This window comes from Nocardioides zeicaulis (genome assembly GCF_042432345.1).
Classification (GTDB): Bacteria; Actinomycetota; Actinomycetes; order Propionibacteriales; family Nocardioidaceae; genus Nocardioides; species Nocardioides zeicaulis.
This window is the reverse complement of the sequence record NZ_JBHLXH010000001.1, coordinates 676,348-694,307: the sequence shown is the minus strand read 5'-3', so window position 1 is coordinate 694,307 and position 17,960 is coordinate 676,348. Positions and strand designations below refer to the sequence as shown.

The window sequence follows — 17,960 nt, the reverse complement described above, 5'->3', positions numbered from 1 at the left end:
GGTTTCCCCGGATATCCGGGGATCTCGACGCCCACCCCGGCGCCGACAGCTCGTACGCGCCGCCCGCTAGCGTCGCCCCCATGCCGCTCCACGACCTGACCGCGCTCGAGCAGGGCGACGCCGTACGCCGGGGCGAGGTGTCGCCCGTCGAGCTCGTCGAGCACTACGCCGCCCGCGCCGACCGGGTCGGCGCCTTCGTCACCACCTCCCACGACCGCGCCCGCGAGCACGCCCGCCGCCTCGTCGAGGCCGGCCCACCTGCGGACGCCGGGCCGCTGTGGGGCGTGCCGACCGGCATCAAGGACCTCCACCCCACGGCCGGTGTCCGCACCACGTTCGGGTCCGCGGCCTACGACGACTTCGTGCCCGAGGAGTCCGACGCCCTCGTGCAGTCGGTCGAGGACGCCGGGATGCCGAGCCTGGGCAAGACGAGCACCCCGGAGTTCGGCTCGCCCTGCTACACCGAGCCCGACGTCGCACCACCGTCGGTCACGCCCTGGGACACGGCCCGGACGGCCGGCGGGTCCTCGGGCGGCGCCGCAGCAGCGGTGGCCGCTGGGCTCCTGCCGGTGGCGCCGGGCTCCGACGGCGGTGGCTCGATCCGGATCCCCGCCTCGTGCTGCGGCCTCGTCGGCCTCAAGCCCACGCGCGGCCGGGTCAGCGGTGCACCGCGCTACGGCGACCCCGTCGGGCTGTCGACCGCCGGCACCCTCGCCCGTACGGTCCACGACGCGGCGGCGCTGCTCGACGTGATCGCAGGACGCCGCGTCGGCGACCCGTCGTGGGCGCCGGCGCCCTCCGCGCCGTTCCTCGCCGCCTGCGACCGCGAGCCCGGACGGCTGCGCGTGGCCCGGTTCGTCGAGCCGGTCATCGCCGACGTCGCGGTCGACGCCACGAGCGTCGCCGCGTGGGACGCCGCCTCACGGCTGCTGGAGGGCCTCGGGCACGAGGTCGAGGACGTGCCGGTGCCGATCCCGCGCGACGCGGTCGCCGACTTCGAGACCTGCTGGGCCGTCCTCACCGCCCTCTCGGCCGCGCCCCCCGGCCGCGAGGACCGGCTGCGACCGCTCACCCGCTGGTTGTCCGCACGCGGCCACGCCGTCAGCGGCCCCGGGTTCGGCCTCGCCATCGCCCGGCTGCGCCAGCACGCCGCGGCGGCCCTCGCCGCCCTCGCGCCGTACGACGTCGTCCTCACGCCCACGCTCGCCCGCCCGCCGGCGCCGGTGGGGGAGCTGCGCGACGACGCCGACCCGGCCCGCGACTTCGCGGCGCAGAAGGCGTTCACGCCCTGGACCAGCGCGTGGAACGTCACCGGCATGCCGGCGGTGTCGCTGCCGCTCCACTGGACCGACGACGGCCTGCCCGTCGGCGTGATGCTCGCCGCGCGGCCCGCCGAGGAGGAGCTGCTGCTCTCGCTGTCCGCGCAGGTCGAGGCCGCCGCGCCGTGGCACGACCGGAGGCCGCCGGGCTGGTGAGCCGGTGCTCGGTCCGCGCACCCGCAGCTCGCCGGCCCGGAGCGACCGACGGTCAGTCGTCGCCGATCCCGCGCGCGTGGAGGGCGTCGCCGGTGTCGCGGGCGCGGGCCACCACCCGCACCACGAAGGGGATCAGCCGCGCCCGCGGCGAGCGCTCGAGCCCCCGCGCGACGGCGGCGTCGCGGGCCTCCTCGGCGAGCAGGATCGTCGAGGGGATCGCCCGGAGCATCAGCGAGAACGCCAGCGCCACCGCGTCGGGGTCGACGCCGAGGCGCCGCAGCGGTCGCAGCCCCCGCGCCAGCGCGTCCATCACCGCGTCGACGGGCGTCGTCACGGTGAGCGTGGTCGCGAGAAGCACGAGCGCCAGCAGGTCCGCGACCACCTCGACCGCGCGAGGCCAGCCGTTCTGCCAGACCGTCCAGGCGCCCAGGAGCGCGGTCGTGAGCAGCAGCCAGCGCAGCGCGCGCACCGTCGCCCGCAGCGGCGCTCCCGACCAGGTGAGCACTGCGAAGGACACGCCCAGGGCGAGGAGGCCCGACACCGGCCCGCGTACGACGACCACGACCGTGCTGGCGACGACGAGCCCGAGGAGCTTGGCGCCCGCGGGGAGACGGTGCAGCACCGTCGTCCCGGGCCGGTGCAGCCCGAGCAGCTCGGCGCTCACGCGTGCGCCCGGTAGTGGGCCACGACCTCGGCCGGGTGGCCGTCGCGCTCGACCCGCCCGTCGCGCACCAGCAGCGCCCGGTCGCACCGCGCGGCCAGCTCGAGGTCGTGGGTCACCACGACCACCTGCTGCTCGAGGCCCATCAGCAGGTCACCGACCCGCCGGCTGTTGCCGAGGTCGAGGAGGGTGGTCGGCTCGTCCGCGACCAGGACCGACGGGCCGGTCGCGAGCACGCCCGCGAGCGCCAGGAGCTGGCCCTCGCCGCCGGACAGCGCGTGGACGCTGCGGTCGCCGAAGCCGGCGAGGCCGAAGTCGGCGAGCACCCGGTCGGCGGCCTCGAGCCGCGCCGTCCGGTCGCGGTGGGTGCGGCGCAGCGACAGGGCCACATCCTCGCGGGCGGTGGGCATGACCAGCTGCGCGGCCGGGTCGGTGAAGACGAAGCCGACGCGCCGCCGGACCTCGCGCCCGTCGCGGGCGACGTCGAGGCCGTCGACCAGGACGCGGCCGCTGGTGGCCGGCACCAGCCCGTTGAGCAGACGCGCGAGCGTCGACTTGCCCGAGCCGTTGGGGCCGACCAGGGCGATCCGCCGCTCGGTGAGGTGCAGCGAGGTCTCGTGCAGGATCTCGCGCTGCCCGTCGTGCGTCGGGACCGAGACGGTGACCTGCTCGAGGCGGACGTCACTCACGCGGCGGGCGTGCCCTCGGGCTGCGCGAGCGGCGCCAGGACCTCGCGTCCGAGCATGTCGGGGAAGGCGCGGTGGACGGCGGTGGCGACGAGGGCCATCGCCACGTTCTTCAGCACGTCGCCGATCCAGAAGACCTTGTCGATGTCGAACGCCGTCGCCCACGACATGTCGGCGCGCAGCACGAGCCCGGCCATGCCGAGGGTGTGGATGCAGACCGCCGAGCTCAGCAGGCCCGCGCAGAAGACGGCCACGGAGCTCACCAGGGAGCGGCGCGGGAGCCGTTCGACGATGGCACCGCAGAGGCCGGCCGCGAGCGGGAAGCCGACGAGGTAGCCGGCCGTCGGCCCGGCCAGCACGGCCGGACCGCCGGCGCCGCCGGAGAAGATCGGCAGCCCCGCCGCGCCCGCGACGACGTACAGCAGGACCGCGAGGAAGCCGCGCCGGGAGCCCAGGACCGCACCGGAGAGCAGCACCGCGAAGGTCTGCAGCGTGATGGGGACGGGGCCGGCCACCTTGATGGCGGGCAGCAGGGCGCACGCGGCGACGAGGGCGGCGAACGCGGCGACCAGGGCGATGTCGGTGCCGGGGTGGTGGCGGGTGCGCGCACGGGTGCTCATGGTTTTCCTCGGGCTGGCTCGGGGTGCGGGGCCACCTGAACGGTGTTCAGGCTGAACGGCGTTCAGGTTAGGGTGGGCGCCAGCACCGCGTCAACGCGGTCCGACGAGCGGGAGGGTGGCGTGGCCCACAGGCGCAGCGACGTCCTGGCGCACGCCGTCGCGCTGCTCGACACCCACGGGCTGTCCGCGCTGACGATGCGCCGGCTCGGCTCCGAGCTCGGCGTGCAGCCGAGCGCGATCTACCACCACTTCGCCAGCAAGCAGGAGCTCCTCGCGGCCGTCGCCGACGAGATCCTGGCCCGCGGCGCCCGCCCCAGGACGGCGGTCGCGTGGCCCGACCGGCTGCGCGAGGTCTGCACCGAGCTGCGCCTGGCCATGCTGGCCTGCACCGACGGCGCCGACGTGGTCGCCACGGTCTGGGCCTTCGGCCTCGGCGCGGCCGGACCGGTGAGCGAGCTCGAGAAGGTGCTCGCCGACGCCGGTGCGCCCGCCGACCTCGCCGCCGTCGCGTCCCGCACCCTGCTGCACTACGTCTTCGGCCACGCCTTCGAGGAGCAGACCGCGCGCCAGGCCGTCAGCCTCGGCGCCGTCGACCGACCGCTGGAGTCGCTGCCCGACTTCGACCTCGGGCTCGACCTCGTCGTCGACGGGCTGCGCGCCCGGCTCGCGTGAGGCGTCCACGGGGTGACTCGAGCGGACCTGTGTCCGCTCGACGCACGCCATGGCGTGCGTCCAGCGTCAACGGCGTGCGTCCAGTCGGTGGCGTACGCCGCCCGCGGCAGGTCGCGGTCGTCACCGGGCTCGGGCCCGAGGCCGGGTATCTAGGGACGTTCTGGTGGGTCGGGAGGCCATTTCTCCCACCAGAACGTCCCTAGATACCCGGGGGAGGAGCAGCCGGCGGGCCGGCGGGCCGGGGGGCCGGGACGTACGCCCTAGCCGGAGGTGTCGACGTCCGCGCCGTGCAGCTCGGCGAGCAGGACGGCGCCGGCGAGGTCGAGGCGGGTCCGCCTGAGGGTCGCGGCCGACAGGTCGACGCCGTCGAGGCTCGCGCCGCGGAGGTCGGTGCGGTCGAGGGTGGTCTCGCGCAGGACGGCACGGTCGAGCCGCGCGCCGGCGAGGACGGCGAGGGTCAGGTCCGACATCGACAGGTCGGCCTCGCGGAGGTCGACACCGCGCAGGTCGAGGCGGGCGAGGATGGTGCCGCGGATGGTCACGCCCAGCCAGGAGCCACCGGTGACGGTGAGCGGGCGCAGGGTGCACTCGGTGAAGGTCGAGCCGACCAGCTTGCAGCCGTCGAGGGTCGCGTCGAAGAACGACGTCCGCCGGAAGTCGCAGCCCACGAACGCGGTGGCGGTGTGGGTCGAGGCGTTGAACCGCCCGCCGTGGAAGGTGCAGCCCTCGAAGACCGCACCCGACGTCGTGGCCTCGGACAGGTCGACGTCGGTGAAGGTGCAGTCGGTGAACCGGGCGGCGCCGAGGTCGTCGCCGTACCAGTCCTCGCCGCGGAAGTGGGTGCCGGTGGCTGTCTGGGGCTCGGTCACGGCGTCCACCGTATCGGCGGGCCGACGGCTAGGGTCTTCCCCGTGATCGCGTCCCACCTCCATCGCTTCATCTTCCTCAAGACCCGCAAGACGGCGGGCACGAGCGTGGAGATCGCGCTGTCGCAGGTGTGCGGTCCCGACGACATCATCACCGAGATCAGCCCGGAGGACGAGGCGCTGCGTGCGGCCGCGGGCGGTCGCGGACCGCAGAACTTCGCCTCGCCGCCCCTGCCCCGCAAGGCCTACAACCACATGGGCGCCAAGGCCACGCGCGACCTGGTGGGCCCCGAGGCGTGGAACGACTACTTCACCTTCGCCATCGAGCGGAACCCCTGGGACGCGGTCGTCTCGCTCTACTTCTGGAAGTACAAGGACCGCCCCGAGCTGCCCGACTTCGAGACCTACGTCCAGGAGATCTGGATCGAGCAGCTGTCCAACAACCGCCGGCTCTACCGGATCCGCGGGAAGATGGCGCTCGACCGCGTGCTGCGCTACGAGAACCTCGACGCCGAGCTGCGCGAGGTCTGGGCCCACCTCGAGCTCCCAGGCGAGCCCGACCTGCCCCGGGCCAAGGGCAACGCCCGCCCGGCCGGCCACTACCGCGAGCTCTACACCGACGCCTCGCGCCAGCGCGTCGCCGAGGTCTTCGCCGACACCATCGAGGCGTTCGGCTACGAGTTCTAGGGCCTCAGGCAGGCCCGGGACGGTCGAAGTCCGGCCCGTCGCCGACCATGAAGAGGTCGAGGTCGATCGTGGCCGTCTGCCCCGCCCCGAGGGTCGGCACCACGCCGAACTTCACCTCGAGCAGACCCCACCCGACCTCGATCGTCGTCACCGGGGCCGCGGCCGCCGCCTCCTCCACGCCGCTCACCACCACGGCCACCAGGTCTCCGTCGTGCTCGAGGACCCAGCCGCCCATGCAGTCGTTGAAGCCGTCCCAGCTCGGTCCGTACCAGTCGGGGAAGCCGAACGCGCGCCCGATCTCCGCGTGCGCCGCCGCGCGCGAGGTCATCACGGCCCCGTCGAGGTCGAGGCGCAGGTAGCCCGCCCGCGCGATGAGGTCGTCCATCTCCGCGACCGCGCTCGTGTGGACCTTGTGGACGGGTCCGGAGCGCAGCCAGGGCAGCGCCGAGCGGACGTGCGGTCGCGGGCTCACGCCGGCGAGCCCACGACCGCGAGCAGTCGCTCGCACTCGGCGACCAGGCGCGCGCGCAGGGGAGCGCCGCGCTCGGCGAACCCGCGCTGAGCCTCCACGTACGCCGCCTTGCCGGCCGTGGTCTCGATGGCGACGGGGTCGAACCCGAGGCCGGCGAGGTCGTAGGGGGAGGCGCGCATGTCGAGCACCCGGATCTCGCGGGCGAGCTCGAAGCAGTCGGCGACGAGCTCGCTGGGCACCATCGGGCTGAGCCGGAAGGCGTGCTTGTAAAGGTCCATCCCGGCGTGCAGGCAGCCGGGCTGCTCGAAGGCGGTCCGGTCGTCGCGACCGGGCTGGAGGGTGTTGAGCAGGCGCGCGGTGGGGGTGAAGAACCGGAACGCGTCGAAGTGCGTGCACCCGATGCGGTGCTGCTCGACGACCTCGTCGGTGCCGGCCGGACCCAGGCGCAGCGGCCAGTCGTGGCGCGTGCCGTGCTCGACCGAGCGGTGCACCATCGCCCACTCGTGCAGCCCGAAGCAGCTGAGCTGGGGCGCCCGTGCCGCGGTGGCCGACAGCAGGCCGTGGACCTGGCGCAGCAGGCGCTGCTGGGACGCCACGTGGGCCTCGGTGACCCCGACCGGGTCCCCGTCGTAGCCCTTCAGCCCGGCGTGCTCGGGCGCGTCCTCGAGCAGGACACCGAACCCCGGGTGCCACCGCCGCAGCTGCGCGGGGCGCTGGGAGTAGTAGGTGAAGAGGAAGTCGTGGACCGGGTGCTTCACCTGCCCGGAACGGCGCGCGAGGTGCGGTGCGACGAGCGCGTCCACGCGAGCCGCGTGCGCCTCGGCGCGCGCACGCCACGAATCCCGCGAGAGCACCTCCATGGCGCACGACTCTAGATACGATCCGGGCCGGGCACGGACCGGGGGAGCAGGTGGCAGGGATGGACGGACCGTACGACGACCTCGTCCGCCGCCTGGTCGCGCTCCGGGACGAGGCCGGGCAGCCGTCGTTCGGCGAGCTCGCCAGCCGGGTCAGCCGGGTCCGCCGCGAGCGTGGCTCCAGCCCCGAGGCCGCGCGCGTGGGGCGGACCACGGTGTACGACGCCTTCCGCCTCGGGCGCCAGCGCATCGACGCGGACCTCATCGGCGACCTCGGCCGCGCGCTCGGGGCCACGGACGAGCAGGCGGACCGGTGGGCCGAGGAGGCCCGGCGGGCCCGGAGCCGTGCGACGGTCCCGGCGAGCGACCCCGTCCCGGCACCCGCGCCGGAGGCTCAGCCCGACCACCGGCTCGAGCCCGAGCCCGACCCCGAGCCCCATCCGGCAGCGCCGCCGCCGGGTCGGATCCCCCGCGGCTGGGTGGTGGGGGTGCTGCTCGGCAGCCTGCTCCTCAACCTGCTCGGGCGCAGCCTGGTCGACCTGCTGCACCTGCCGGTGCACCTCGACATGACCGGCACCGCCTGCGCGGCGGTCGTGCTCGGTCCGTGGTGGGGAGCGCTCGTCGGCCTGGCCACCAACATCGCCGGCGTCGCGGTCAGCGGGCCCGAGTCGCTGCTGTTCGCGCCGGTCAACGTGGTGGGGGCGCTCCTCTGGGGCTACGGCGTGCGGCGCTTCGCCCTGGCGCGCTCCGTGCCGCGCTTCTTCCTGCTCAACCTGCTCGTGGCTGCGGTGTGCTCGGTCGTCGCCGTCCCCCTCATCGTCACCGTGGACCACGGCTTCTCCGGCCACGGCACGGACGCGGTCACGCGGAGCGCCCACGTCCTGCTCTCCTCGATGTGGGCCTCGGTCGCGGTGTCCAACGTGCTCACCTCGGTCGTGGACAAGCTGATCTCGGGCTTCCTCGCCATGGTGGTCGTCGAGTCGTTGCCGGCCCGGGTGCGCGCGTCGATGTCGGTCCGCTGGCTCCGGCTCGGCGGGTCCGCGGACTGATCGCTGTTCGGGGTTGTTCGGGTTGTGCCGGAGCGTTCGGACCCCGCGCCGGGCCGGGGCACGATGGGCGCGACACCGCTTCGAGCGGCTCGTGGTGGTCAGGGTCACGGGGGTGACTGACCACCGGCACGGCGGGGCGTCCCGGACAGGCACCGGGACGCCCTGCCCCCGGCTCGCCCGACGTCGCCGAGGTGCCGGGGCGCTCGATAGGGTCGGGTCATGCGCATCTGCAGGTTCAGCACCGGCGAGGAGCCGCGGTTCGGGGTCGTGACCGGCGAGGTCGACGAGTTCGGCCAGCCCGCCGACGACTCGGTGGTGGTCGCCCTCGCCGGGGACCCCCTCTACGTCGGGATCAAGCTGCTCGAGGAGGAGCACCGGCTGGCCGACGTACGCCTGCTCGCGCCGGTCATCCCGCGCAGCAAGGTGGTCGGGATCGGCCGCAACTACGCCGCCCACGCCGCGGAGATGGGCGGTGACGTGCCTGCCGAGCCGCTGATGTTCCTCAAGCCGAACACCACGGTGGTCGGCCCGGGCGACCCGATCTACTACCCGCCGCAGACCAGCAACCTCCACTACGAGGGCGAGCTCGCCGTCGTCATCGGACGCATCTGCCGCGACGTCCCGGCCGAGCAGGCGACCGACGTGATCTTCGGCTACACGATCGCCAACGACGTCACCGCGCGCGACCTGCAGAAGTCCGACGTGCAGTTCACCCGCGCCAAGGGCTTCGACTCCTTCTGCCCGCTGGGGCCGTGGATCGAGACCGACCTCGACCCGCAGGCCTTCGCCGACGGCCGCGCGGTGCAGACCTACCTCAACGGCGACGTCGTCCAGGACGGCACCACCGCCGACATGATCTTCGACGTGCCGGCCCTGGTCGCCCACGTCTCGTCCGTGATGACGCTGCTGCCCGGCGACGTCATCCTCACCGGCACCCCCGAGGGTGTCGGTCCGATGCAGGTCGGTGACGAGGTCGAGATCTCGATCGCCGGCATCGGCGCCCTGACCAACCCCGTCGCCCGACGCGGCTAGACCCGGAGAGACCCCATCACCATGAGCACCCCCGTCCGCGTCCGCTTCTGCCCCTCGCCCACCGGCTCGCCGCACGTCGGCCTGGTCCGCACCGCCCTGTTCAACTGGGCGTTCGCGCGCCACCACGGTGGCCAAATCGTGTTCCGGATGGAGGACACCGACCGCGAGCGCAGCACGCAGGAGTCCTACGACGCGATCCTCAAGCTGTGGCGCTGGCTCGGCCTCGACTGGGACGAGGGCATCGAGGTCGGCGGACCGCACGGGCCGTACCTCCAGAGCGAGCGCGGCGACGTCTACCGCGACGTGCTGGCGCGGCTGCGCGACTCGTCCTACACCTACGACTGCTTCTGCACGACCGAGGAGGTCGACGCGCGTCGCAAGGCCTCCGGCTCGAAGGCGCAGGGCTACGACGGCTTCTGCCGCGACCTGTCCGCCGAGCAGCGCGCAGCCTTCGAGGCCGAGGGTCGCCGGCCGGTCGTCCGCTTCCGGATGCCGGAGGGCTCGATCACCTGGGACGACGCGGTCCGCGGCGAGATCAGCTTCGAGACCGAGAACGTCCCCGACTACGCCCTCTCGCGCGCCAACGGTGACCCGCTCTACACGCTGGTCAACCCGGTCGACGACGCGCTGATGGAGATCACCCACGTCCTGCGCGGCGAGGACCTGCTCTCCAGCACCCCGCGCCAGCTGGCGCTGTTCGAGGCGCTGGTCGCGCTCGGCATCGCCACCACCACGCCGGTCTACGGCCACCTGCCCTACGTCATGGGCCAGGGCAACAAGAAGCTCTCCAAGCGCGACCCGGAGGCGCACGCGCTGGCCTACCGCGAGCAGGGTTTCATCCCCGAGGGCCTGCTCAACTACCTCGCCCTGCTCGGCTGGTCGATCTCGGGCGACCGCGACGTCTTCTCCCTCGCCGAGATGGTGGAGGCGTTCGACATCAAGGACGTCAACCCCAACCCGGCGCGCTTCGACCTCAAGAAGGCCGAGGCGATCAACACCTCGCAGATGCGGCTGCTGTCCCTCGACGAGATCACCCACCGGGTGCTGCCGTTCCTCAAGGAGGCCGGCGTCGTGGGCGACCCGGTGTCCGACGCGGACGCGCAGATGCTCGAGCTCGCGATGCCGCTGGTCGGCGAGCGGATCAACAAGCTCACCGAGGCCGCTCCGATGCTCGGGTTCCTGTTCGTCGACGAGGCCGCCTTCGAGCGCGACGGCGACGACGTCGCCAAGGTGCTCGACGAGACCGGCCGCGGGGTGGTGCAGGCGTCCCTCGACGCCCTCGAGGGCATCCACGAGTGGTCCACGGCCTCGATCGAGGAGGCGCTGCGCGTCGCCCTGGTCGAGGGGATGGAGCTCAAGCCGCGCGTGGCCTTCGGCCCGGTCCGCGTCGCGGTCACCGGCCGCCGGGTGAGCCCGCCGCTCTTCGAGTCGATGGAGCTGCTCGGTCGCGAGCGCAGCCTCGCGCGCCTCCGCTCGGCGCTGGCCTGAGGGTCGCACGGTGGCTCGAGAGCTGACACCGGACTTCCGGCCGCAGTACCACCAGCTCCACCGCGTCGGCCGACCCGGCGTCTGGCGCTCGCTGCTGGGCTCGGTGCTGCTCCTCGTCCTCGTCTTCGCGCTGGTGCCGCTGGTCGCCGGCCTGGTGGCGTTCGCGCTGCTGATGGCCGGTGGCCGCAGCGCCGCCGACGCCCAGGCCGCGCTCGACGTGACGGCGGAGGCGACACCGGTCGGGCTCGCGCTGCTCAACGTCGTCATCGCCTCCGCGATCCCTGCGACGTTCCTGGTGACGTGGCTGCTCCACCGGCTCAAGCCGCGCTGGGTGTCGTCGGTGGCGCCGCGGCTGCGCTGGCGCTACCTGCTGGTCTGCCTGGGCCTCGCCCTGGTCGCGCTGGTCGCCTCGCTGGTCGTCGGCACGCTGCTGCCGCTCGCGCCGGGCGAGGCGCCGGTCGGGGAGATGAACGACTTCACCACCCGCACCCGCGACTTCCTGCTCGTGATCGTGCTCCTCACGCCGCTGCAGGCGGCGGGGGAGGAGTACCTGTTCCGCGGCTACCTCACCCAGGCCTTCGGCTCGCTGGTGTGGGGGCGACGTGCCTCGCAGGTGCTGGCGGTGGTCGGCCCCGCGCTGATCTTCGCGCTCTTCCACGGGCTCTCGCAGGACCCGCCCGTGTTCTTCGACCGGTTCGCCTTCGGCGTGGTCGCGGGCGTCCTCGTCATCCGCACGGGCGGGCTGGAGGCCGGCATCGCGATGCACGTGCTCAACAACTTCCTCGCCTTCGGCCTGGCGCTGGCGTTCGGCGACCTCACGTCGGCGCTCAACGCCACGGGAGGCAGCAGCTACTGGATGATCCTGTCCACGCTGACCCAGTCGCTGGTCTACCTGGTGCTCGCCTCGTGGGCCGCCAGGGCCATGGGCCTCACCGCCGAGGGCCCCGCCGTCGGGGCCGCCGCGCCGCCGGCGGGAGGGCACCCCGAATTGGTCGCCCAGCCTCCTCGCATGTAATGTTCGGGGTCGGTTCCGGAAGGTCGCACGGACGGAACCACGTGGGTGGTCGGAGTGATCCGATACCCCCATGGGGTATGGTGTAATTGGCAACACGGCTGATTCTGGTTCAGTTGTTCTAGGTTCGAGTCCTAGTACCCCAGCAAGATCCGAGCCGCAAGGCCCGGATTTGGAGCGGTCCGGAAGATTCGGTACTGTTCCTCCCGCCGCTCGCGAGCGGCACCTGCAAGCCCCCGTCGTCTAGCGGCCTAGGACGTCGCCCTCTCACGGCGGTAACGCCGGTTCAAATCCGGTCGGGGGTACCAACGCAGAAACGAAGGGCCCGGTCTCAGGACCGGGCCCTTCGTCGTTCCTCGGAGAGTGCCGGGGCGTGAGGGGGTCTCCCGAGCCCGGGAGTCCCCCTCACGCACCGCTCGGGCGTCAGGCGGGCGGCTTGACCGCCAGCACGGCGCACTCCGCGCCGAGCAGGATCCGCTGCGCGACGCTGCCCATCAGCAGCTTGCCGACCGGCGAGCGGCGCCGCAGGCCGATGACCACGAGGTCGGCGGACACCTCGGCCGCGACCGCCAGCACCTGGTCGCCGACGTCGGCGCCCATGGAGCGGCGCACGTCGACCTCCAGCCCGCTCGCGCCGAGCTCCTCGGCCAGCCGGCCCAGCTGCTCCTCGTCGGCGTAGCGCTCGTCGACCAGCGCGTCGCCGCGGGTGGCGTTGACCACCACGACGCGCCCCTCGCGCAGCCGCGCCTCCTCGACCGCGCGGCGCAGGGCCACCTCGCCGTACTCGTCGGGGCTCCAGCCCACCACGATCGTGGTCCCGGTCATCGCACGCTCTCCTCTTCGTCACGGACGTCCTGCTCGGTGGCGACCACGGCTGGCGCGGGACGCACCCTCCGCAGCACCAGGGGGGCCACGACGGCGAGCGCCACGACCACGTAGATCACCACGGCCAGCGGCTCGCTCCACAGGCCCGAGACCTCGCCGTCGGAGATCGCCATCGCCTCGCGCAGCTTCTGCTCCATCAGCGGGCCGAGGATCACCCCGAGGATCAGCGGCAGCACGGGGAGGCCGAAGCGGCGCATGACCAGCCCGAGCAGTCCGAGCACCACCAGCAGGAACAGGTCGAAGGCCTGCAGGTTGGTGGCGTAGGCGCCGAGGGCTGCGAAGAACAGGATGCCGGCGTAGAGCTGGGGCCGGGGGATCCGCAGCAGCTTGGCCCACACGGGGGCGAGCGGCAGGTTGAGCACCAGCAGCAGCGCGTTGCCGATGAGCAGGCTGGCCAGCAGCGCCCAGACCAGCTCGGGCTGGTCGGTCATCAGGCTGGGGCCCGGCTCGATGCCGTAGCCCTGGAGGGCGGCGAGCATGACCGCGGAGGTCGCGGTCACCGGCAGGCCGAGGGCCAGCAGCGGCACGAAGGTGCCGGCAGCGGAGGCGTTGTTGGCCGCCTCCGGGCCCGCGACGCCCTCGATGGCGCCCTTGCCGAACTCGTCGACGCCCTTGCGCTTCGCGAGCCGCTTCTCGGTGATGTAGGACAGGAAGGTCGGGATCTCCGCGCCACCCGCCGGCAACGCGCCGAACGGGAAGCCGTACGCCGTGCCGCGCAGCCAGGGGCCCCACGAGCGGCGCCAGTCGGAGCGGTCCATCCAGGGACGGCCGACCGGGATCACCCGGACCGGGCTGCGGCGCAGGTGCGCTGCCACCCACAGGGCCTCGCCGAGGGCGAAGATGCCGACCGCCACCACGACGACGTCGATCCGGTCCGCCAGCAGCGGCTGGTCGAAGCTGAGCCGGGGCTGGCCGGTGTTGAGGTCGAGGCCCACCAGTCCGATCGTGAGGCCGAGGAAGAGGGCGACGAAGCCGCGCAGCACCGACCCGCCGAGCACGCTGGTCACCGAGAACATCGCCAGGACCATCAGCGCGAAGTAGGACGGTGCGCCGATCTCGACGGCCACCGAGGCGAGCGCCGGGGCGAAGAAGACCACGAGCAGGGTGCCGATCGTGCCGGCGATGAACGAGCCGATCGCCGCGGTCGCCAGCGCCTGCGCGGCGCGGCCGGCCCGGGCCATGAGGTTGCCCTCGAGGGCCGTCATGACCGACGCGGACTCACCGGGGGTGTTGAGCAGGATCGAGGTGGTCGACCCGCCGTACATGCCGCCGTAGTAGATGCCGGCGAACATGATGAACGCCGGGACGGGGTCCAGGCCGTAGGTCACCGGCAGCAGCAGCGCCACCGCCATGGCCGGCCCGATGCCGGGCAGCACGCCGACGAACGTGCCGAGCAGCACGCCGATCGCGGCGAAGAGGAGGTTCTGCGGGGTGAGGACGGCACCGAAGCCGTCGGCGAGCAGGGAGAGGCTGTCCATCAGAGCACCCCGTCCAGGATCCCGGCCGGGAGGATGACCCCGAGGCCCTCGTGGAAGGCGTACCAGCTGCCGACCGACAGCACGAGGCCGACGATGACGTCACGCACGAGGGTGCGGCTGCCGAGCGACCACGCCGCGCCGACGAACAGGATCGCGCCGCTGATCGCCCAGCCCAGGAAGGAAACCGTGAGCACGGTGACCATCAGGACGCCGACGAGCTTGAGGACGGTCAGCCAGTCGGCCGGCTGGCGCAGGTCGACGTCCTCGCCGCCCTCGCCCTCGGCGACGTCGCCGCGCATCGTGGCGATCGCGAGCAGCACGCCGAGGACCACCGTGACGGCGCCGATGACGTAGGGGAAGACGCGGGGGCCGACCGGGTCGCCGAAGCCGATCTGCAGCGTGGTCGCGTCGTAGAAGGTGTAGGCGCCGATCACGACCAGCGCGCCGGCCAGGCCGAGCTGCGGCAGGTCGCGGTCGGGGAGCGCGGGGTCGTGGTCGCCCGGGGTCCCGGGTGTCCCGGGGTGGGTGTCGAGTGGTGTGCTCACAGCAGGTCCAGCTCCTCGAGGGTGGTGGCGACGCGCTGGTCCTGCTCCTGCAGGAACGCGGTGAAGTCGTCGCCGGTCTTGAACTCGTCGATCCAGCCGTTGTCCTCGAGCGCCTGGTGCCACTCGGGGGTGTCGTGCATCTCCTGCAGCATCGCGATCAGCTCGTCGCGCCGCTCCTCGGAGATGCCGGGCGGCGCGAACACGCCGCGCCAGTTGGTGAAGACCAGGTCGATGCCCGACTCGGTCAGGGTGGGCGCGTCGCCGATACCCGCGCCCTTGAGGCGCTCCTCGCCCGACACGGCCAGCAGCCGCAGGTCGCCGGACGACAGCTGCCCGGTGAACTCGCCGACGCCGGAGAAGCCGACGTCGATCTTGTTGCCGAGCAGGGCGCTGGTCAGCGGACCGCCGCCGTCGTACGGCACGTAGCGCACGTCGCGGGGCTCCACGTCGACCGCGCTGGCCAGCTGCATCGGGAAGAGGTGGTCGGGCCCGCCGGGCGACGACCCGCCGCCGACGACGACCGAGCCGGGGTCGGCCTTCCACGCCTCGACCAGGTCGTCGATCGTCTTGTACGGCGAGTCCGACGGGACGAGCACGCCCTCCTGGTCCTCGATGAGCTGGGCCAGCGGCGTCGCGTCGTCGAGCTTGTAGGGAGCACCGAAGGAGTAGAGCGACCCGACGACGCCGAGGCCGGCGGTCATCATGGTGCGCTCGTCGCCCTCGGCGTTCATCAGGCGCGTCATCGCCACCGAGCCGCCGGCGCCGATCACGTTGGTGACCTCGAACGAGCCGCCGGTGATGTCACCGTGGTCCATCACCGCGACCGCGGCGCGCCCGGTCTGGTCGTAGCCGCCACCGGGGCTGTTGGGGATCAGCATGGTCAGGTCCCGGCTCTGGTCGCCCCGGGTCACCCCGCAGCCGGTGGCCAGCACCAGCGCGCTGCCGATCGCCACTGCCGTGGCGAGGGCTCTCGTCGTCCTTCGGCGCCTCATGCGCCCTCCGATCTTCCGATCTCGTGGGGGTCGTGATCGGTCCGCGCACGGACCGGCCACCTGATGGTGGAGACTGCGTGTGGTGCTCGTCACGCTTGGGAAAGCAATGGAGGTTGTGGAACTTGTGGTCACGCTCGCGGTGGTGGCCGGCGACGCTCGCCGGCCAGTTCCTGGTGCTGCAGGTGAGCGTGATGCTGGTCGTCGTGGTGGTGGCCAGCGTGGTCTCGGTGCAGCAGAGCGACGCCGACTTCCGCGCCACGCGGGGTGCCGCGATGCGCGACGCCGCGGAGCGCTTGGCCAACGACCGGTTCGTCCGGACGACGTTCCGCGACGGCACCGTCGCCGAGAAGCGGGGGTCCCTGGCCACGATCACCCAGGTCACACGCGACAGCTACCAGGCCAGCGGGGTCTACCTCGTCGCACCGGACGGCACGGTGCTGGTCAGCAGCGACTTCGCGGGTCGCGACGAGCGGTTCGACCTGCTGGGCAGCCCCGACCAGCGCCTGCGCGCCTGGACCGGTGACGTCGACGACTTCGGCACGTCCTCGATCGCCGCGCAGGTGCCGATCATCAACCGCCGGCTCGCGCTGGTCGGCATCGCGGTGGTGGCCGAGGAGTACCCCACCTGGGGCGAGCGGGCCGACAGCGTCCTGATCGACGTGGTGCCGGTCGCAGGTCTCGGCCTCGCGCTGGGGATGGCCGGCTCGTTCCTGCTCTCGCGCCTGATCCGGCGGCGTACGAGGGGGCTGGAGCCGGCCGACATCGCCGCCCTGGCCGACCAGCGCGAGGCGCTGCTGCACTCGCTGCGCGAGGGGGTGGTCGCCGTCTCCGACGACGGCACGGTGACGGTGCTGAGCGACAGCGCGCGCGAGCTGCTGTCGCTGGAGGGCGACGTCGAGGGCCACCGCGTCGACGACCTCGACGTCGCGCCGGCGGTGCACGACCTCCTGACCGACCCCACCGAGATCCGCGACCAGGTCGTGGTGCTCGGCGACCGGGTCCTCGTCGTCAACCGCAACCCGGTGCTCGAGCGCGGCCGCCGGGTCGCCAGCGTGATCACCCTGCGCGACCGCACCGAGCTGCTGGCCCTGCAGAGCGAGCTCAGCGCGCGCGAGTCGATCACCAACACCCTGCGCGCGCAGACCCACGAGTTCCACAACCAGCTGCACACCATCTCCGGGCTCGTGCAGCTCGAGGAGTACGACGAGGTCTCGCGGCTCGTCGGCACGCTGAGCCGACGCCGCCGCGAGATCTCCGACGCGGTGCTGGCCCGGGTGGAGGACCCGGCGGTCGCCGCGCTGCTGATCGCGAAGACCAGCCTGGCCGCCGAGCGGGGCGTCGTGCTGCGGGTGACCGACGACAGCCTGCTGCCCCGCCTGGACCCGGAGGCCTCGACCGACGTCGGCACCGTGCTGGGCAACCTCGTCGACAACGCCGTGGACGCCTCCGTCTCCGTCGGGGGCACGGGGGTCGAGGTGGGCCTGGCGATCGACGACGACACCGTCCACCTCACCGTCGTCGACACCGGCCCGGGCGTCCCGCCCGACCGGGTCGGCGAGATCTTCCGCCGCGGGTGGAGCACCAAGACGTCCACGGCCGAGGGGCGGGGTGTCGGGCTGGCGCTCGTGCAGGTCGTCTGCGAGCGTCGGGGTGGCGCCGTGACGGTCGACCGGGGCGCCGACGGAGGCGCGGTGTTCGCGGCGCGTCTGCCCGGCGTCGAGGTGGCCCCCGCGCCGGTGGCCGGGAGGGAGGCACGATGAGCGAGCTCGACGTGCTCGTCGTCGACGACGACTTCATGGTCGCCCGCATCCACACCCAGTTCGTCGAGCGCACACCGGGCTTCCGCGTCGTCGGCGTCGCCAGCACCGGCCAGGCCGCGCTCGACGACGTCGCGCGTCTGCGCCCGGACCTCGTGCTGCTCGACGTGCACCTGCCCGACCTCACCGGCATCGAGGTGCTGCGCCGGCTCCGCGCGCGCGGCGACGACGTGGGCGTGCTGGTCGTCACCGCGGCCCGCGAGGCCGACACGGTGCGGGCGGCTGCCGCAGGAGGCGCGGCCCACTACCTGGTGAAGCCCTTCGACTACGACGACCTGCGGGTGCGTCTGGAGTCGTTCCGAGCCGCGCACGCCGCGCTCGCGTCGGGCGCGCCGGGTCAGGACGACATCGACGCCGTGTTCGGCGGCGGTGGCGCCGCACCGGCGCCGGCCGCGCCACTGCCCAAGGGCCTGAGCCCCGAGACCGCCGACGCCGTCGAGGCCGCCCTGGCCGCCCGCGGCGAGCTCTCGGCCACCGAGTGCGCCGAGGCGGTCGGGATCTCCCGGGTCTCGGCCAGGCGCTACCTCGAGCACTTCGTGGCGCGCGGGCGGGTCACGGTGCGCCTGCAGTACGGCGGTGCCGGCCGCCCCGAGCGCCGCTACGTGCGCGGCTGAACCGCTGCCCGCGGTGTCCGTTTCCCGCTGGTACGACGGGCGGGCGTTCGTC

At 73.4% G+C, this 17,960-nt stretch carries 19 protein-coding genes and 2 tRNA genes; 11 read left to right on the top strand and 10 right to left on the bottom strand.

The window, feature by feature from the left end:
• Nucleotides 1-80: 80 nt before the first annotated feature.
• Nucleotides 81-1,475, top strand: coding sequence for an amidase (locus ACFFJG_RS03455; RefSeq protein ID WP_378517209.1), 1,395 nt, complete (start codon nt 81-83; stop codon nt 1,473-1,475).
• A gap of 52 nt (nt 1,476-1,527) precedes the next feature.
• On the opposite strand, the gene ACFFJG_RS03450 is transcribed toward ACFFJG_RS03455, so the two are convergent.
• From ACFFJG_RS03450 to ACFFJG_RS03440, 3 genes are read right to left on the bottom strand one after another with little or no spacing between them, the layout of a single operon-like run.
• On the bottom strand, nt 1,528-2,139 hold the full coding sequence (locus ACFFJG_RS03450; protein ID WP_378517208.1) for a CbiQ family ECF transporter T component: 612 nt from the start codon (nt 2,137-2,139) through the stop codon (nt 1,528-1,530).
• Entirely contained in the window at nt 2,136-2,825 is a 690-nt protein-coding gene (locus ACFFJG_RS03445; RefSeq protein ID WP_378517207.1) for an energy-coupling factor ABC transporter ATP-binding protein, read from the bottom strand. The genes ACFFJG_RS03450 and ACFFJG_RS03445 overlap by 4 nt, the downstream gene beginning before the upstream one ends.
• Nucleotides 2,822-3,442 carry a biotin transporter BioY gene (locus ACFFJG_RS03440; RefSeq protein WP_378517206.1) on the bottom strand — a complete coding sequence of 207 codons (621 nt, stop codon included), beginning with the start codon at nt 3,440-3,442 and terminating at the stop codon, nt 2,822-2,824. Before ACFFJG_RS03440 ends, ACFFJG_RS03445 begins: the two co-directional genes overlap by 4 nt.
• A 120-nt stretch (nt 3,443-3,562) precedes the next feature.
• Here ACFFJG_RS03440 and ACFFJG_RS03435 point away from each other — a divergent pair, with 120 nt between their 5' ends.
• On the top strand, nt 3,563-4,114 hold the full coding sequence (locus tag ACFFJG_RS03435) for a TetR family transcriptional regulator (RefSeq protein WP_378517205.1): 552 nt from the start codon (nt 3,563-3,565) through the stop codon (nt 4,112-4,114).
• A 260-nt stretch (nt 4,115-4,374) separates the two neighbouring features.
• Here the strand turns inward: ACFFJG_RS03435 and ACFFJG_RS03430 are convergent, their stop codons facing one another.
• Complete coding sequence (locus tag ACFFJG_RS03430) at nt 4,375-4,983, bottom strand: pentapeptide repeat-containing protein (RefSeq protein ID WP_378517204.1); 609 nt, start codon at nt 4,981-4,983, stop codon at nt 4,375-4,377.
• Nucleotides 4,984-5,025: 42 nt separating this feature from the next.
• On the opposite strand from ACFFJG_RS03430, the gene ACFFJG_RS03425 reads away from it, so the two are divergent.
• Nucleotides 5,026-5,667 carry a sulfotransferase family protein gene (locus ACFFJG_RS03425; RefSeq protein ID WP_378517203.1) on the top strand — a complete coding sequence of 214 codons (642 nt, stop codon included), beginning with the start codon at nt 5,026-5,028 and terminating at the stop codon, nt 5,665-5,667.
• A gap of 4 nt (nt 5,668-5,671) precedes the next feature.
• Here the strand turns inward: ACFFJG_RS03425 and ACFFJG_RS03420 are convergent, their stop codons facing one another.
• On the bottom strand, nt 5,672-6,139 hold the full coding sequence (locus ACFFJG_RS03420) for a barstar family protein (RefSeq protein WP_378517202.1): 468 nt from the start codon (nt 6,137-6,139) through the stop codon (nt 5,672-5,674).
• Nucleotides 6,136-6,942 carry a 3-methyladenine DNA glycosylase gene (locus ACFFJG_RS03415; protein ID WP_378517201.1) on the bottom strand — a complete coding sequence of 269 codons (807 nt, stop codon included), beginning with the start codon at nt 6,940-6,942 and terminating at the stop codon, nt 6,136-6,138. Before ACFFJG_RS03415 ends, ACFFJG_RS03420 begins: the two co-directional genes overlap by 4 nt.
• A 116-nt stretch (nt 6,943-7,058) precedes the next feature.
• Between ACFFJG_RS03415 and ACFFJG_RS03410 the strand changes: the two genes are divergently transcribed.
• The 6 genes from ACFFJG_RS03410 to ACFFJG_RS03385 all read left to right on the top strand — a co-directional run bounded on the left by ACFFJG_RS03410 (nt 7,059) and on the right by ACFFJG_RS03385 (nt 11,885).
• On the top strand, nt 7,059-8,045 hold the full coding sequence (locus ACFFJG_RS03410; RefSeq protein ID WP_378517200.1) for a hypothetical protein: 987 nt from the start codon (nt 7,059-7,061) through the stop codon (nt 8,043-8,045).
• A 219-nt stretch (nt 8,046-8,264) separates the two neighbouring features.
• Nucleotides 8,265-9,077, top strand: a complete 813-nt coding sequence (locus ACFFJG_RS03405) for a fumarylacetoacetate hydrolase family protein (RefSeq protein ID WP_378517199.1) — start codon at nt 8,265-8,267, stop codon at nt 9,075-9,077.
• A gap of 21 nt (nt 9,078-9,098) precedes the next feature.
• Nucleotides 9,099-10,565 carry a glutamate--tRNA ligase gene (gltX, locus tag ACFFJG_RS03400; RefSeq protein ID WP_378517198.1) on the top strand — a complete coding sequence of 489 codons (1,467 nt, stop codon included), beginning with the start codon at nt 9,099-9,101 and terminating at the stop codon, nt 10,563-10,565.
• Nucleotides 10,566-10,575: 10 nt separating this feature from the next.
• Nucleotides 10,576-11,580: a CPBP family intramembrane glutamic endopeptidase gene (locus ACFFJG_RS03395; protein ID WP_378517197.1), complete on the top strand. Its 1,005-nt coding sequence runs from the start codon at nt 10,576-10,578 to the stop codon at nt 11,578-11,580.
• A gap of 71 nt (nt 11,581-11,651) precedes the next feature.
• Nucleotides 11,652-11,723, top strand: a tRNA-Gln gene (locus ACFFJG_RS03390).
• Between the two features lie 86 nt (nt 11,724-11,809).
• Nucleotides 11,810-11,885, top strand: a tRNA-Glu gene (locus ACFFJG_RS03385).
• 115 nt (nt 11,886-12,000) lie between these two features.
• On the opposite strand, the gene ACFFJG_RS03380 is transcribed toward ACFFJG_RS03385, so the two are convergent.
• From ACFFJG_RS03380 to ACFFJG_RS03365, 4 genes are read right to left on the bottom strand one after another with little or no spacing between them, the layout of a single operon-like run.
• Nucleotides 12,001-12,402 carry a universal stress protein gene (locus ACFFJG_RS03380; RefSeq protein WP_378517196.1) on the bottom strand — a complete coding sequence of 134 codons (402 nt, stop codon included), beginning with the start codon at nt 12,400-12,402 and terminating at the stop codon, nt 12,001-12,003.
• A complete protein-coding gene (locus ACFFJG_RS03375) occupies nt 12,399-13,940 on the bottom strand; it encodes a tripartite tricarboxylate transporter permease (RefSeq protein ID WP_378517195.1) in 1,542 nt (513 codons plus the stop codon). The genes ACFFJG_RS03380 and ACFFJG_RS03375 overlap by 4 nt, the downstream gene beginning before the upstream one ends.
• Nucleotides 13,940-14,485 (bottom strand): tripartite tricarboxylate transporter TctB family protein, encoded by a 546-nt coding sequence (locus ACFFJG_RS03370; protein ID WP_378517194.1) that lies wholly within the window; start codon nt 14,483-14,485, stop codon nt 13,940-13,942. The genes ACFFJG_RS03375 and ACFFJG_RS03370 overlap by 1 nt, the downstream gene beginning before the upstream one ends.
• Nucleotides 14,482-15,477, bottom strand: coding sequence for a Bug family tripartite tricarboxylate transporter substrate binding protein (locus ACFFJG_RS03365; protein ID WP_378517193.1), 996 nt, complete (start codon nt 15,475-15,477; stop codon nt 14,482-14,484). The genes ACFFJG_RS03370 and ACFFJG_RS03365 overlap by 4 nt, the downstream gene beginning before the upstream one ends.
• A gap of 122 nt (nt 15,478-15,599) precedes the next feature.
• Here ACFFJG_RS03365 and ACFFJG_RS03360 point away from each other — a divergent pair, with 122 nt between their 5' ends.
• Both ACFFJG_RS03360 and ACFFJG_RS03355 read left to right on the top strand, forming a co-directional pair.
• On the top strand, nt 15,600-17,237 hold the full coding sequence (locus ACFFJG_RS03360) for a sensor histidine kinase (RefSeq protein ID WP_378517192.1): 1,638 nt from the start codon (nt 15,600-15,602) through the stop codon (nt 17,235-17,237).
• A complete protein-coding gene (locus ACFFJG_RS03355) occupies nt 17,234-17,908 on the top strand; it encodes a response regulator (RefSeq protein WP_378517191.1) in 675 nt (224 codons plus the stop codon). Before ACFFJG_RS03360 ends, ACFFJG_RS03355 begins: the two co-directional genes overlap by 4 nt.
• The last annotated feature ends 52 nt before the right edge of the window (nt 17,909-17,960 follow it).